15 protein-coding genes are annotated in these 13,014 nt (G+C 70.2%); all 15 read left to right on the forward strand.

Features of this window, described 5'->3' with window-relative positions; genetic code table 11:
• The first annotated feature begins 57 nt into the window (after positions 1 to 57).
• The 15 genes from ftsY (at position 58) to ABD327_RS14265 (ending at position 12,958) form a co-directional block, all read left to right on the forward strand.
• Positions 58 to 1,203, forward strand: coding sequence for a signal recognition particle-docking protein FtsY (gene ftsY / locus ABD327_RS14195; RefSeq protein WP_344450816.1), 1,146 nt, complete (start codon positions 58 to 60; stop codon positions 1,201 to 1,203).
• 126 nt (positions 1,204 to 1,329) lie between these two features.
• A complete protein-coding gene (locus tag ABD327_RS14200; protein WP_344450817.1) occupies positions 1,330 to 1,983 on the forward strand; it encodes a hypothetical protein in 654 nt (217 codons plus the stop codon).
• A 237-nt stretch (positions 1,984 to 2,220) separates the two neighbouring features.
• Positions 2,221 to 3,513 carry an ammonium transporter gene (locus tag ABD327_RS14205; protein WP_344450818.1) on the forward strand — a complete coding sequence of 431 codons (1,293 nt, stop codon included), beginning with the start codon at positions 2,221 to 2,223 and terminating at the stop codon, positions 3,511 to 3,513.
• The gene (locus ABD327_RS14210) at positions 3,510 to 3,848 is read left to right on the forward strand and encodes a P-II family nitrogen regulator (RefSeq protein WP_344450819.1); all 339 of its coding nucleotides are present in this window, start codon (positions 3,510 to 3,512) and stop codon (positions 3,846 to 3,848) included. The genes ABD327_RS14205 and ABD327_RS14210 overlap by 4 nt, the downstream gene beginning before the upstream one ends.
• A gap of 84 nt (positions 3,849 to 3,932) precedes the next feature.
• Positions 3,933 to 6,185: a [protein-PII] uridylyltransferase gene (locus ABD327_RS14215; protein ID WP_344450820.1), complete on the forward strand. Its 2,253-nt coding sequence runs from the start codon at positions 3,933 to 3,935 to the stop codon at positions 6,183 to 6,185.
• Between the two features lie 121 nt (positions 6,186 to 6,306).
• On the forward strand, positions 6,307 to 6,441 hold the full coding sequence (locus ABD327_RS14220) for a hypothetical protein (RefSeq protein WP_344450821.1): 135 nt from the start codon (positions 6,307 to 6,309) through the stop codon (positions 6,439 to 6,441).
• A gap of 100 nt (positions 6,442 to 6,541) precedes the next feature.
• Entirely contained in the window at positions 6,542 to 8,086 is a 1,545-nt protein-coding gene (ffh, locus tag ABD327_RS14225; RefSeq protein WP_344450822.1) for a signal recognition particle protein, read from the forward strand.
• A 220-nt stretch (positions 8,087 to 8,306) separates the two neighbouring features.
• Positions 8,307 to 8,738: a 30S ribosomal protein S16 gene (gene rpsP / locus ABD327_RS14230; protein ID WP_344450823.1), complete on the forward strand. Its 432-nt coding sequence runs from the start codon at positions 8,307 to 8,309 to the stop codon at positions 8,736 to 8,738.
• Complete coding sequence (locus ABD327_RS14235) at positions 8,739 to 8,981, forward strand: RNA-binding protein (RefSeq protein WP_344450824.1); 243 nt, start codon at positions 8,739 to 8,741, stop codon at positions 8,979 to 8,981. It abuts the gene before it with no gap.
• Positions 8,982 to 8,984: 3 nt separating this feature from the next.
• Complete coding sequence (gene rimM / locus ABD327_RS14240) at positions 8,985 to 9,485, forward strand: ribosome maturation factor RimM (protein WP_344450825.1); 501 nt, start codon at positions 8,985 to 8,987, stop codon at positions 9,483 to 9,485.
• Between the two features lie 3 nt (positions 9,486 to 9,488).
• The gene (gene trmD, locus ABD327_RS14245; protein WP_344450826.1) at positions 9,489 to 10,274 is read left to right on the forward strand and encodes a tRNA (guanosine(37)-N1)-methyltransferase TrmD; all 786 of its coding nucleotides are present in this window, start codon (positions 9,489 to 9,491) and stop codon (positions 10,272 to 10,274) included.
• 105 nt (positions 10,275 to 10,379) lie between these two features.
• Positions 10,380 to 10,733 (forward strand): 50S ribosomal protein L19, encoded by a 354-nt coding sequence (gene rplS / locus ABD327_RS14250; RefSeq protein WP_344450827.1) that lies wholly within the window; start codon positions 10,380 to 10,382, stop codon positions 10,731 to 10,733.
• 206 nt (positions 10,734 to 10,939) lie between these two features.
• On the forward strand, positions 10,940 to 11,830 hold the full coding sequence (gene lepB, locus ABD327_RS14255; protein WP_344450828.1) for a signal peptidase I: 891 nt from the start codon (positions 10,940 to 10,942) through the stop codon (positions 11,828 to 11,830).
• A 92-nt stretch (positions 11,831 to 11,922) separates the two neighbouring features.
• Positions 11,923 to 12,660, forward strand: coding sequence for a ribonuclease HII (locus ABD327_RS14260; RefSeq protein ID WP_344450829.1), 738 nt, complete (start codon positions 11,923 to 11,925; stop codon positions 12,658 to 12,660).
• Positions 12,650 to 12,958, forward strand: a complete 309-nt coding sequence (locus ABD327_RS14265) for a DUF2469 domain-containing protein (protein ID WP_344450830.1) — start codon at positions 12,650 to 12,652, stop codon at positions 12,956 to 12,958. Before ABD327_RS14260 ends, ABD327_RS14265 begins: the two co-directional genes overlap by 11 nt.
• Positions 12,959 to 13,014 lie beyond the last annotated feature (56 nt).

Genomic DNA, 13,014 nt, shown 5'->3' on the forward strand with positions numbered 1-13,014 from the left:
CGTTCCGGGAAGGGGATCAATCAGCGGTCGGGTGGAGTCTGCGAGACTGGACGGGCTATGGAATATCTGATTCTCGGTATCGCGCTTTTCGTCATCTTGGCAGTGGGTGGAACGGTCGCCCTGCTGAGATCCCGGTCGGGCCCCGGCACCCTGGAGGCGCCGCCCGAGGCTCCGACGATCACCAGACCGGCGCCTCCCGCCGAAGAAGAGGCGGTCGTCACCCGGCCCGCCGAGCGCCCGCCGCTGGCCGAGCCGGTGGTGGCGCCCGAGATCGAGCTGCCGCCCCCGTCCGCCGGCCGGCTGCAGCGGTTGCGCGCCCGGCTGGCCCGTTCGCAGAGCACCCTCGGCCAGGGCCTGCTGAACCTGCTGTCCCGCGACGTGCTCACCGACGACGACTGGGACGAGATCGAGGACCTCCTCATCAGCGCCGACGTCGGCGTCGCCCCGTCCCGGATGATCGTCGAGGAGCTGCGCACCAAGGTGAAGGTGGCGGGCCAGATGAGCCCCGACGAGGTCCGCGCGCTGCTGCGCGAGCAGCTCGTCGCGCAGATCGGCCCCGACCTTCCGCGGGCCCTGCACGTGGACGCGCACGGCGGCCACCCGGCCGTGGTGATGGTCGTCGGGGTCAACGGCACCGGCAAGACCACCACCAGCGGCAAGCTGTCGCGGGTGCTGGTCGGCGACGGCAAGCAGGTCCTGCTGGGCGCGGCCGACACCTTCCGCGCGGCGGCGGCCGAGCAGCTGACCACCTGGGGCGAGCGGGTCGGCGCGCGGGTCGTCCGGGGCCCCGAGGGCTCGGACCCGGCCAGCGTCGCCTTCGAGGCGGTCAAGCAGGGCATCCAGGACGGCGTGGACACCGTCATCATCGACACCGCGGGCCGTCTGCACACCAAGACCGGCCTGATGGACGAGCTGGGCAAGGTCAAGCGGGTCATCGAGAAACAGGCCACGGTCGACGAGGTGCTGCTGGTGCTGGACGCCACCACCGGCCAGAACGGGCTCACCCAGGCCCGGGTGTTCGCCGAGGTCGTGAACATCACCGGCATCGCGCTGACCAAGCTCGACGGCACCGCCAAGGGCGGCATCGTCATCTCCGTCCAGCGCGAGCTGGGAGTGCCCGTCAAGCTGGTCGGCCTGGGCGAGGGCCCGGACGATCTCGCCCCGTTCGACCCCGGCGCGTTCGTGGACGCCATTTTGGGATAGCCGGACCCTCCCGTGGTCCCCGGCCGGTCGATCTGTGGTTCCGTGAAAGGAAGTGCGGCCGCCTGCGGCGCCGGAGACCGCCCGCAACGGCTGTTCGCAGGCGCCAGGGATCGGGGGTTGATCTGCATGGCCACACGTACCGGTAGAGAGCACGGAGCCACGGCGGAAGAGACTCGGACAGGTGGGCTCCCATCGCTGACGGAGGAGGAACGCACCTCCCGGCTGGCCTCCAAGGGCGCCGCCATCTCCGCGGGAGTGCTGATCATCGCCACCCTGCTGCCCTGGGTGAGCGTCACCTTCTTCAGCGCGGCGACGCTCAGCGGCGTCCGGATCTGGGAGGGCAGGATCACGCTGATCCTGGCGTTCCTCGCGGGGGCGGCGGCGCTGGCCGCCCTCTACTGGCGGGAACTGAGCCGCAACACCCTGCTGCTGGTCTCGGCGGTCTGCGGGGTCCTGGCGTTCATCTCCACGGTGATCTTCGGATTCCGTTTCCGTGACGCCCTGAACATTCCCGCCATCCTGGGCGACACCCAGGCGCTGGTCCTGGCCAACGCCGGAGTCGGCCTCGACACCGGCTGGTACCTGGCCATGGCCTCCGGCATCGCCCTGGCCGCCCTGTCCATCTGGGGCTACCTGGAATCCCGCGGCGAGCGGCCGTCCGAGTCCGTCCCCGGCATGGAATGGGTCGAACCGGGCACGCACCAGAGCCCTGCTCAGGGCGCCGGCGACTCTTCCCAGAGCACCGGCCCGCACGGGTCGTCGCCGGGCGAACGGGGCTGAGCCGGACCGTTCCGAACCGCCGTCCTCCGGAGTCTCCGGAAGGCGGCGGTTCCGCGTTGCGGGCCCCTCGGAGCGCCGTGGCGGAAGGCTCTTGGAACGGTTTGGGGACGGAAACACTTAGGAAACATCGCTGTTGGATGTTTCACACGTCGGAAACATCAGTGCCCCCCGGGCGAAACGGCCGAGGAAGAGTCTTCTCGGCGAAGGAAAACCCGCACAAGGAGGGCGCTCTCCGAAATGGAAATCGACAGCGGCAATACAGCCTGGATCTTGACGAGCGCTGCGCTCGTCCTTCTGATGACGCCAGGTCTCGCCTTCTTCTACGGAGGTATGAGCCGGGCCAAGTCGGTGCTCAACATGATGATGATGAGCTTCGTCAGCATGAGCATCGTCAGCATGGTCTGGGTGCTCTGGGGCTACTCGGTGGCCTTCGGCAGCGAGGGCGGCGTCCCCGCCTTCTTCGGCGGCCTGGACGCCTGGGGCCTGGTCGGCCTCGAGGCCGAGGGCGACGGCTACCCGGCCCTGGCCTTCGTGGCCTTCCAGGCGACCTTCGCCATCATCACCGTCGCGCTGATCAGCGGCGCGATCGCGGACCGCACCAAGTTCACGACCTGGTGCGTGTTCGTCCCGATCTGGATCACCCTGGTCTACCTGCCGATCGCGCACTCGGTCTGGTTCGCCGAGGGCTGGATCTTCAAGCTCGGCGCCCTCGACTTCGCGGGCGGCACGGTGGTCCACATCAACGCCGGTTGCGCCGCGCTGGCGCTGGCCCTGGTCCTGGGCAAGCGCAAGGGCTGGCCGAAGGAGCCGATGCGGCCGCACAACCTGCCGTTCGTCCTGCTCGGCGCCGGTCTGCTGTGGTTCGGCTGGTTCGGCTTCAACGCCGGCTCCGCCCTGGCCGCCAACGAGACCGCCTCCCTGGCGTTCATCAACACCATCGTCGCGACCGGTGCGGCCGGGTTCGGCTGGATCGTCGTCGAGAAGATGCGCGACGGCGCCGCCACCACGCTGGGCATCGCCTCCGGCATCGTCGCCGGTCTGGTCGCGATCACTCCGGCCGCCGCCACCATGACCCCGGTCGGCGCCCTGGTGCTGGGCCTCGTCGCCGGTGCGATCTGCGCCGTCGCGGTCAGCCTGAAGTACAAGCTCGGCTACGACGACTCGCTCGACGTGGTCGGCGTCCACCTGGTGGGCGGCATCATCGGCGCCCTGGCGATCGGCGTCTGGGGCTCCGCGGCCCTCGGCGCGGACAGCCTCCTGTCCGCCGGCAGCGCCTCGCTGCTGGGCAAGCAGGCCATCGCGATCGGCGCCACCCTGGTCTACTCCTTCGTGGTGACCTTCATCATCGGCAAGGTGCTCGACATGACCATGGGCTTCCGGGTCGACGAGGAGGCGGAGGTCACGGGCATCGACATCGTCGAGCACGCCGAGAGCGCCTATGATCTGAACACCTCCAGCAGCAGCGGCCTGAGCGGCTCCTCCGCCGCCCCGATCGCCGCCGACACCACGAAGGTCGAGGCCGACGCATGAAGCTCATCACCGCGATCATCAAGCCCTTCAAGCTCGACGACGTGAAGGCCGCCCTGGAGACCTTCGGGGTCAAGGGGATGACGGTCAGCGAGGCCAGCGGGTTCGGCCGCCAGAAGGGCCACACCGAGGTCTACCGCGGTGCCGAGTACAAGGTCGACGTCGTGCCGAAGATCCGGCTCGAGGTCCTGGTCGACGACGAGGACCTCGAGGAGGTCATCGACGTGGTCGTGAAGGCCGCGCAGACCGGCAAGATCGGCGACGGCAAGGTCTGGGCGACCCCGGTCGAGACGGTCGTCCGGGTGCGGACCGGAGAGACCGGAGCCGAGGCCCTCTAAGCGGGCAGCGGGTTCGGGGGAGAGCGCAGGGGCGTTCCGGAGAAGATCCGGGACGCCCCTAACTCTGTCGGGAGGTAGAGGGATTTGCGGAGTTTCGCGGACGAACGCGCGGCCAGGGTCGCCGAACTGGACGCCTGGCTGGCCGGCCTGGTGGGAGACGAGCCGGGGGTGGCGCTGCTGGCCGTCGGCAGCTTCGGGCGGGGCGACCTGACCCCCGGCGGAGACCTCGATCTGGTGCTGCTGCACGACGGCAGGGACGACATCGGGGAGTTCGCCGAGAAGATCTGGTACCCGGTCTGGGACCGGGGCCTGAGACTCGACCACTCCGTCCGCACCGTCGCAGAGGCCAGGGACGTCGCGGCGGAGGACATCAAGGCGGTCATGGGACTGCTGCGCACCCGGCTGATCGCGGGGGACCCGAAGCTGGCCGAGGAGGTGCGCGGCGCCGTCCTGGCCGACTGGAGGGCCGCGGCCAAGACCCGGCTGCCGGAGCTCGCCCGGATGACCAGGGAGCGCTGGGAGCGACTGGGGGAACTGGCGTTCCTGCAGGAGGGGGACCTCAAGGACGCTCACGGCGGGCTGCGGGACGTCCACGTGATGGAGGCGGTCGTGGCCACCTGGGTGGTGCCCCCGCCGGGCCCCCGGGTCAAGGCGGCCTACGGGCGGCTGCTGGAGATCCGCCACGCGCTGCACGCCGTCACCGGGCGCTCAGGCGACCGGCTCCTGCTGCAGGAGCAGGATCCCGTCGCCGACCACCTGGGGCTGAAGGACGTCTACGAGCTGCTGGGGACGGTCGCCGAATGCGCGAGGACGATCACCTACGCCGGTGAGCACGTCTGGCGCCACGTCGAACGGCAGGGCACGTCGCCGAGCAGGAGCGAGCGCCGTCCGCTGGCCGACGGGTTCGTCGAGTTCGCGGGCGAGACCGTCCTGGCCCGCGACGCGGACCTGGCCGACCCGTCCCTGCCGCTGCGGGCCGCCGCCGCGGCCGCGCACGCGGGGCTTCCGCTGGCGCCCGCGACCGTGGAGCAGCTCGCGAAGTCCTTCACCGGGCTGCCCGACCCCTGGCCGGAGCGGGCGCGCACCGCGCTGGTGTCGCTGCTGGGCGCCGGTCCCGCCGCGATCGGCGCCTGGGAGGCGCTCGACCAGGCCAGCCTGGTGGTGCGGATGATCCCCGACTGGTCGCGGGTGCGGAACAGGCCGCAGCGCAACGCCGTCCACAAGTACACCGTCGACCGGCACCTGGTGGAGGCCGCGGCGCGGGCCGCCGGCCTCACCCGCGAGGTGGCCCGGCCCGACCTGCTGCTGGTCGGCGCGCTGCTGCACGACATCGGCAAGGACGGCTCCGGGCGCGACCACTCCGTGGTGGGCGCGGAGTACACCCGTCCGCTCGCGGCCCGGCTCGGCTTCCCTCCCGAGGACGTGGACATCCTGGAGCGGGTGGTTCTGCACCACCTGTTGCTGCCCGACACCGCCACCCGACGGGATCTGGACGATCCGCTGACGATCGAGACCGCGGCGAAAGCGGTCGGCTCTCCGGTGGTGCTGGAGCTGCTGCACGCCATCGCCGTCGCAGACGCCGGCGCGACCGGGCCCGCGGCCTGGGGCGGCTGGAAGGCGAGGCTGATCGACGAGCTGGTGCGGCGCACCGACAAGCTGCTGCAGGGGGACGCGCCGCCGCGCACCCCCGAGCCGACCGCGGGCCAGCTGGCGCTCGCCCGGCACGACGGGGTGGCCGTGCGGGTGAGCAGCGGCTCGGTGCGCGGCTCGTGGGCCAAGCACACCGGGGGAGGGCTGACGGTCACCGTCGTGGCCGCCGACCGCCAGGGGCTGCTGTGGCAGGCGGCCGGGGTATTGGCGCTGCACCGGCTGGTGCTGCGGACGGCGCGGACGTTCTCGCACGGCGGCGGCAACGCGGTGATCGAGTTCACCGCCCAGCCGGAGTTCGGCAGCCCGCCGGACCCGGCCTCGATCGAGGCGGACCTGCGCCGGGTGCTGGCGGGGCGGCTGGACGTCGCGGACCGGCTGGAGAAGCGCGCGGCGTCCGTCCGCAACCGGCGGGGGGTGCCGGTGGCGCCGCCGAAGGTGAACCTCGTGGAGGAGGCCTCGCAGACCGCGACGGTGGTGGAGGTTCGCGCTTCCGACCGGCCGGGGCTGCTGTGGCGCATCGGACGGGTCTTCGGCGAGCTCGGGCTGCACATCAGGGCGGCGAAGGTGGACACGCTGGGCTCGGAGGCCGTCGACGTCTTCTACGTGGTGGACGGGGAGGGGCTGCCCGTCTCCGACCAGGCGGTCCTCGCCGACGTCCAGGAGCGCATTCTCGCGGCCCTCGGCTGATATAGCGATATGGCCGATGTGGGTTATTAGTCGACTATTCAGCTGATGGAGGGAAAGAGGTCATTCCCTGCCTTCTTCCCGGTCGCCGGACGGCTCCAGAGTCTTCCCCGGCGGAAGCCGCATGGGAAGGAAGACGGACATGGCCTGGAGCGCCCTCTCGATCACCGTGTCCCTGGGCGCGCTGCTGGCCCCGCTGATCCTCACCGTCTCGCTGCGCCCGGCGCCGGGATCGGACGCCGTCGCCGGGGACGGGTGAGGGGCGGGAAGGGCCTGTCCCCGCGCTCGCGGGCGCGCGACATGCCGCGCGGCGGATAGGCTTGGAGAGTTCTCATCAGGCGTCGGGCTAGGACGGGCAAGTGTTCGAGAATCTCTCCGATCGGTTGACCTCGGTCTTCACCAACCTGCGCAGCAAGGGCAGGTTGTCCGAGGCCGACATCAACGCCACCGCACGGGAGATCCGGGTCGCGCTGCTCGAGGCGGACGTGGCGCTGCCGGTGGTCAAGGACTTCATCGCGCGCATCAAGGAGCGCGCCCAGGGCTCCGAGGTCTCCCAGGCCCTCAACCCGGCGCAGCAGGTCGTCAAGATCGTCAATGACGAGCTGATCGAGATCCTGGGCGGGGAGACCCGGCGAGTGCGCTTCGCCAAGACCCCGCCGACCGTGATCATGCTGGCCGGCCTGCAGGGCGCGGGCAAGACCACCCTGGCGGGCAAGCTGGCCCGCTGGCTCAGGGAAGAGGGCCACACCCCGCTGCTGGTCGCCTGCGACCTCCAGCGCCCCAACGCCGTCCAGCAGCTCCAGGTGATGGGCGAGCGGGCCGGGGTCGCGGTGTACGCGCCCGAGCCGGGCAACGGCGTGGGCGACCCGGTGCGCGTCGCGCAGGCCTCCATCGCCGAGGCCAAGCGCGCCCAGCACGACGTGGTGATCATCGACACCGCGGGCCGCCTGGGCATCGACTCCGAGATGATGCAGCAGGCGATCGACATCCGCCGGGCCACCGAGCCCGAAGAGGTGCTGTTCGTCGTCGACGCCATGGTCGGCCAGGACGCGGTGAACACCGCCCAGGCCTTCATGGACGGCGTCGGCTTCGACGGGGTCGTGCTGACCAAGCTGGACGGCGACGCCCGGGGCGGCGCCGCGCTGTCGGTCCGCCAGATCACCGGGCGGCCGATCATGTTCGCGTCCACCGGTGAGAAGCTCGAGGACTTCGACCTGTTCCACCCCGACCGGATGGCCGGCCGGATCCTGGACATGGGCGACATCCTCACCCTGATCGAGCAGGCCCAGCGCACGTTCGACGAGGAGCAGACGGCCAGGATGGCCGACAAGCTCGCGTCGGGCGAGGACTTCACGCTCGAGGACTTCCTCGACCAGATGATGATGATCCGCAAGATGGGTCCGATCGGGAACCTGCTCGGCATGCTGCCCGGCATGGGGCAGATGCGCCAGCAGGTGAACCAGATCGACGACAGGGACCTCGACCGGGTCGCCGCGATCATCCGGTCGATGACCCCGGGCGAGCGCAGCGATCCGAAGATCATCAACGGTTCGCGCCGGTCCCGCATCGCCAAGGGCTCCGGGGTCACCGTCGGGGAGGTCAACTCCCTGGTCACCCGGTTCTTCCAGGCCCAGAAGATGATGAAGTCCATGGCCGGCGGGATGGGCATCCCGGGGATGCCCGGCACCCGGCGCAAGGGCCAGAAGCAGGTCAAGGCCAAGAAGGGCAAGCAGCGTTCGGGCGACCCGCGCAAGCGGGCCACGGGCGCGGGGTCCAAGGGCGAGCAGGCGCAGCCGCAGCAGGCCGGCGGCCTGCCCCCGGCGTTCGGCGGCGGCGGAGTGCCCGGCCAGCTGCCTCCCGGCTTCCAGCTGCCCGACCTCGGCGATCTGGGCAAGAAGCACTGAACCTCCGGGCGGGGAGCGGGACGGCGGGGCCGGCGCGGCCGGTGCCGGAGCGGCGTGACGGAGTAGTCACGGAGATCTGGCACAATGGAGCACTGGAAACCCGGCACGTGAGGCGCCCTCTCTCGCTCTGACGACCGGAGTCCATCCGAGCAGCCCTGGTCCGGTTCCCCACACGGGCGGAGGCTGTTCTCCTGTTACTGAAACCGGAGTTACCACACCCGTGGCTGTCAAGATCAAGCTCAAGCGTCTCGGCAAGATCCGTAGCGCGCAGTACCGCATCGTCATCGCCGACGCCCGCACCAAGCGGGACGGCCGGGCGATCGAGGAGATCGGCAAGTACCACCCCAAGCAGGACCCCTCGCTGATCGAGGTGGACTCCGAGCGGGTGCAGTACTGGCTGGGAGTCGGCGCCCAGCCGACCGACGCCGTCGAGAAGCTGTTCAAGATCACCGGTGACTGGCAGAAGTTCAAGGGCCTCCCCGGTGCCGAGGGCACCCTGAAGACGGCCGAGCCCAAGCCGAACAAGGCCGAGGTCTTCGCCGCCGCCGCCAAGGAGGCCGCGAACCTCGACGGTGGCGCGGCGCCCACTCCGAAGGCCAAGAAGAAGGCCGAGCCCAAGGCCGACGAGGCCGAAGCCGCGAGCGAGGCCTAAGTGCTCGAAGAAGCGCTCGAGCACTTGGTGCGGGGCATCGTCGAACATCCTGACGATGTCCTGGTTCACGCCAAGCGAATCCGCGGTGGCCGGGTCCTCGAGGTGCGCGTGCACCCCGAGGACCTCGGCAAGGTGATCGGTCGCAGCGGTCGTACCGCCAAGGCCCTTCGCACGGTCATGGGAGCCCTCTCCGGAGGTCGCTATGTCCGGGTGGACCTGCTCGACGTCAACGAGGTCCGCTGACCGGTGCAACTGGTAGTGGGCCGAATCGGCAAACCGCACGGGATCCGCGGCGACGTCACCGTCGACGTGCGCACGGACGACGCAGACGTCCGGTTCGCGCCGGGGGCGACGCTCGCCACGGATCCCGTGACGGCCGGTCCCCTGACGGTCGACACCTCCCGCTGGCACAGCGGCAGGCTCGTCGTCCGGTTCACAGGGGTCTCCGACCGCACTCGCGCCGAGGAACTGCGCGGCACCTGGCTGGTGATCGACTCCTCGGAGATCCTTCCCTCGTCCGACCCGGACGTGTTCCACGACCAGCAGCTCATCGGGCTGGAGGTCGTCACCACCGGGGGCGAGCGGATCGGGACGGTCTCTGAAGTCCTGCACCACGCGCAGGAACTGCTGGTGGTCTCCACCGACGAAGGGGACAAGCTGGTGCCCTTCGTGTCGGCGATCGTCCCCGAGGTGGACCTCGAAGGCGGCCGGCTGCTCGTCGACCCGCCCGGCGGGCTCTTCGACTAGCCCATGCGCTTCGACATCATCACGATCTTCCCGGAGTACTTCACTCCGCTGTCGGCCTCTCTCCTGGGCAAGGCCCAGGACAGGGGGCTGCTGTCCTTCGGCGTGCACGACCTGCGGGAATGGGCCTACGACCGGCACCGCACCGTGGACGACACCCCCTACGGGGGCGGGCCCGGCATGGTCATGAAACCCGAACCGTGGGGCCAGGCGCTGGACGACGTCCTGACCCCCGGGGCCCGGCTGGTGGTGCCCACCCCGTCCGGGCGCCGGTTCACCCAGAAGGTCGCCGGCGAACTGGCGGCCTCCCCTCAACTCGTCTTCGCCTGTGGCCGGTACGAGGGCATCGACTCGCGCGTCATGGCGCACTACTCCTCCCCGTCCTCCGGGGTCGAGGTCGACGAGCTCAGTATCGGCGACTACGTGCTGGCGGGAGGGGAGGTCGCGGTGCTCGTCATGATCGAGGCGGTCAGCAGGCTGGTGCCGGGGGTGCTCGGCAACGCCGAGTCGGTGAGCGACGACTCCTTCGCCCCCGGCCGCATGGAGAACCTGGTCGAAGGACCCGTCTACACCAAGCCGCCCGTCTGGCGGGGGCTCGAGGTGCCGCAGGTGCTGACGTCGGGCCACCACGGGAGGATCGCCCGCTGGCGGCGCGACGAGGCGCTGAGGCGCACCGCCGCCCTGCGCCCCGACCTGCTGGCACGGCTGGGCCGCGAAGGCCTGGACAAGCACGACCGCAGGCTGCTGGAGTCGCTCGATTTGGCCGAGCACTCCGATCCTGTGGCAGACTAGAGCGTCGCGCGCTTTCGCGTGCGCTCATTCGTTCCCGGCCTGACGCCCCCAGTGGTGATTCCGGGGCCTCTCACGGCACGGGCCAGCTCAGCAGCGAGGACAGTCATGCACACCCTGATCCAGGAGATCGAGAAGGCCGCGCTGCGGTCGGACCTGCCGGACTTCCGCCCCGGTGACACCGTCAAGGTGCACGTGCGGATCACCGAGGGCAAGGTCAGCCGTATCCAGGTCTTCGAAGGCGTCGTGATCCGCCGTCAGGGCGGCGGCGCCCGCGAGACCTTCAGCGTCCGCAAGGTCAGCAAGGGCGGCTACGGCGTGGAGCGGACCTTCCCGCTGAACCTGCCGGCCATCGAGAAGCTCGAGGTCGTCATCCGCGGTGACGTGCGCCGCGCCAAGCTGTACTACCTGCGCAACCTGCGGGGCAAGGCCGCCCGCATCAAGGAGAAGCGCGAGTTCTGAGAGACTCCGCCGGAATTCCGGCGAACGCCCGGTCCCGTGGGGGCCGGGCGTTCGGCCGTTCTTGGGGATCTTCTTGGCGACTCTGGAGCCTTCCTCGATCTTCGTCCGGGGTCGGGCGGCGCTAGGCTCGTTCCTTGATGAGTGACGACGAGGGACGGTCCGGCGGCAGGGCCGACAGGCCCGTACCTGCGGAGGGGCGGAGAGAAGTGCGTTCCGATACCGAGGGACCGGCCCCCGACGAGCGGGCGGCGGGCGACGGGCGGGCGGAGTCCGAGCCCCCCGAATCCGCCGAGCCCGCCGAATCCTCAGGGGAAGAGGAGGAGCCCCCGGCGAAACGGGGATCCTTCTGGCGGGAGCTGCCCCTGCTGATCGGGGTCGCGCTGGTCCTGGCCCTGGTGATCAAGTCATTCGTCGTCCAGGCCTTCTACATCCCGTCGGCGTCGATGGAGAGCACGCTCCAGATCGGCGACCGGGTGCTGGTCAACAAGCTCGTCTACCACGTGCGGGACATCGAGCGCGGTGACGTCGTGGTCTTCAGCGGGCTGGACAGCTGGGATCCGGCCCTCGACGAGTCCGGGTCGAACCCGCTGGGCAGGGGCCTGAAAGCGGTGGGGAAGGCGTTCGGGATCGTCCCGGGCGAGAAGGACTACATCAAGAGGGTGATCGGCCTCCCCGGCGACCACGTGATCTGCTGCGACAAGAAGACGGGGCGGATCACGGTGAACGGGACGCCCCTGGACGAGGACTCCTACCTCTACACCGATCCGAACACCGGTGAGCAGAACGTTCCGTCGTCCCAGAAGTTCGACGTCGTGGTGCCTCCCGAACGGCTGTGGGTGATGGGCGACCACCGCGAGGTCTCCTGGGACTCCCGCGGCCACCAGGCCGACAGGGGCAGCGGCACCATCCCGCTGGAGAGCGTGGTGGGGCGGGCCTTCGTGGTGATCTGGCCGATCGCCCACTGGCAGGTCCTGGAGATCCCGGAGACCTTCCGGCAGCCGGGGCTCGGCGGGGCCGCGCTGGGCGCGACGCCGGCGGCTCTGGGCGCGGCGGGCGCCGTGCCGGTGTTCTGGCTGCGCCGCAGGCCGCGTTCCTGAGGCCGGGACGGCCGTCCACAGGGCGTTGGGCGGATCTCCTGTGGTGGGCGTATGGTTCCGGGTATGCACAGCCTTCACTACCGGTGCCTCCGATGATCTCGGCCAACTGGGAGATCAGGCGCCCCCTGCGGTTCACGCCGCGCAGGGACGCCGGGATGTACGGCTATGAAAGGGCCCTGGCACACGGCGGATTCCGCCGCGTGGCGGGAGTGGACGAGGCGGGGCGCGGCGCCTGCGCGGGGCCGCTGGTGGTGGCCGCCGTGATCCTGGACGGCCTCAGGATCGAGGGGCTGGCGGACTCCAAACTGCTCACCCCGGCCCGCCGCGAGGCCCTCTACGAGCAGATCACCGCCGAGGCGGTGTGGCGGGTCCTGGTCATCCCCAGCGCCGAGATCGACCGGGTGGGGCTGCACCGCAGCAACATCACCGGGATGCGCCGGGTGCTGGCGGCGCTGCCGGAGCGCCCCTCGTACGTGCTCAGCGACGGTTTCGGCGTCCCGGGCCTGGAGGTTCCGAGCCTGCCGGTGATCAAGGGCGACCGGGCGGTGGCCTGCATCGCCGCGGCCTCGGTGGTCGCCAAGGTCACCCGGGACAGGATCATGGCCGAGATGCACCTCACCCATCCCGGGTACGGATTTGACGTCCACAAGGGGTACAACACCGCGGAGCACATGGCCGCGCTCAGCCTGCACGGGCCCTGCCCGGAGCACCGCTTCTCGTTCTCGAACGTGATCTCGAGGGCCGGGGGCGGATCCAGGCCCCTCGCGGGTGTGGGACGGAGCGTGCGGACGGGGAAGAACGAGAAGGTGGGAGGGGACGATGAGCGCTGAGGACCTGGAGAAGTACGAGACCGAGATGGAGCTCCAGCTCTATCGCGAGTACCGGGACGTCGTGGGCCTCTTCACCTACGTGGTGGAGACCGAGCGCCGCTTCTACCTCACCAACTCGGTCGACCTCCAGGTCCGCAGCCTGGACAACGGCGAGGTCTACTTCGAGGTCGCCATGCAGGACGCCTGGGTCTGGGACATGTACCGGCCAGCGCGTTTCGTCAAGAACGTCCGAGTTGTCACTTTCCATGATGTGAACGTCGAGGAACTGGCCAAGCCGGACCTTCAACTCCCCAATTGATCCCCTCCCGGCCTTCCGGGAATTCCCTGATATCGAATCGAACGCATTCCTCGATT

This window comes from Actinocorallia aurantiaca (assembly GCF_039533685.1).
GTDB classification, from domain to species: Bacteria; Actinomycetota; Actinomycetes; order Streptosporangiales; family Streptosporangiaceae; genus Actinocorallia; species Actinocorallia aurantiaca.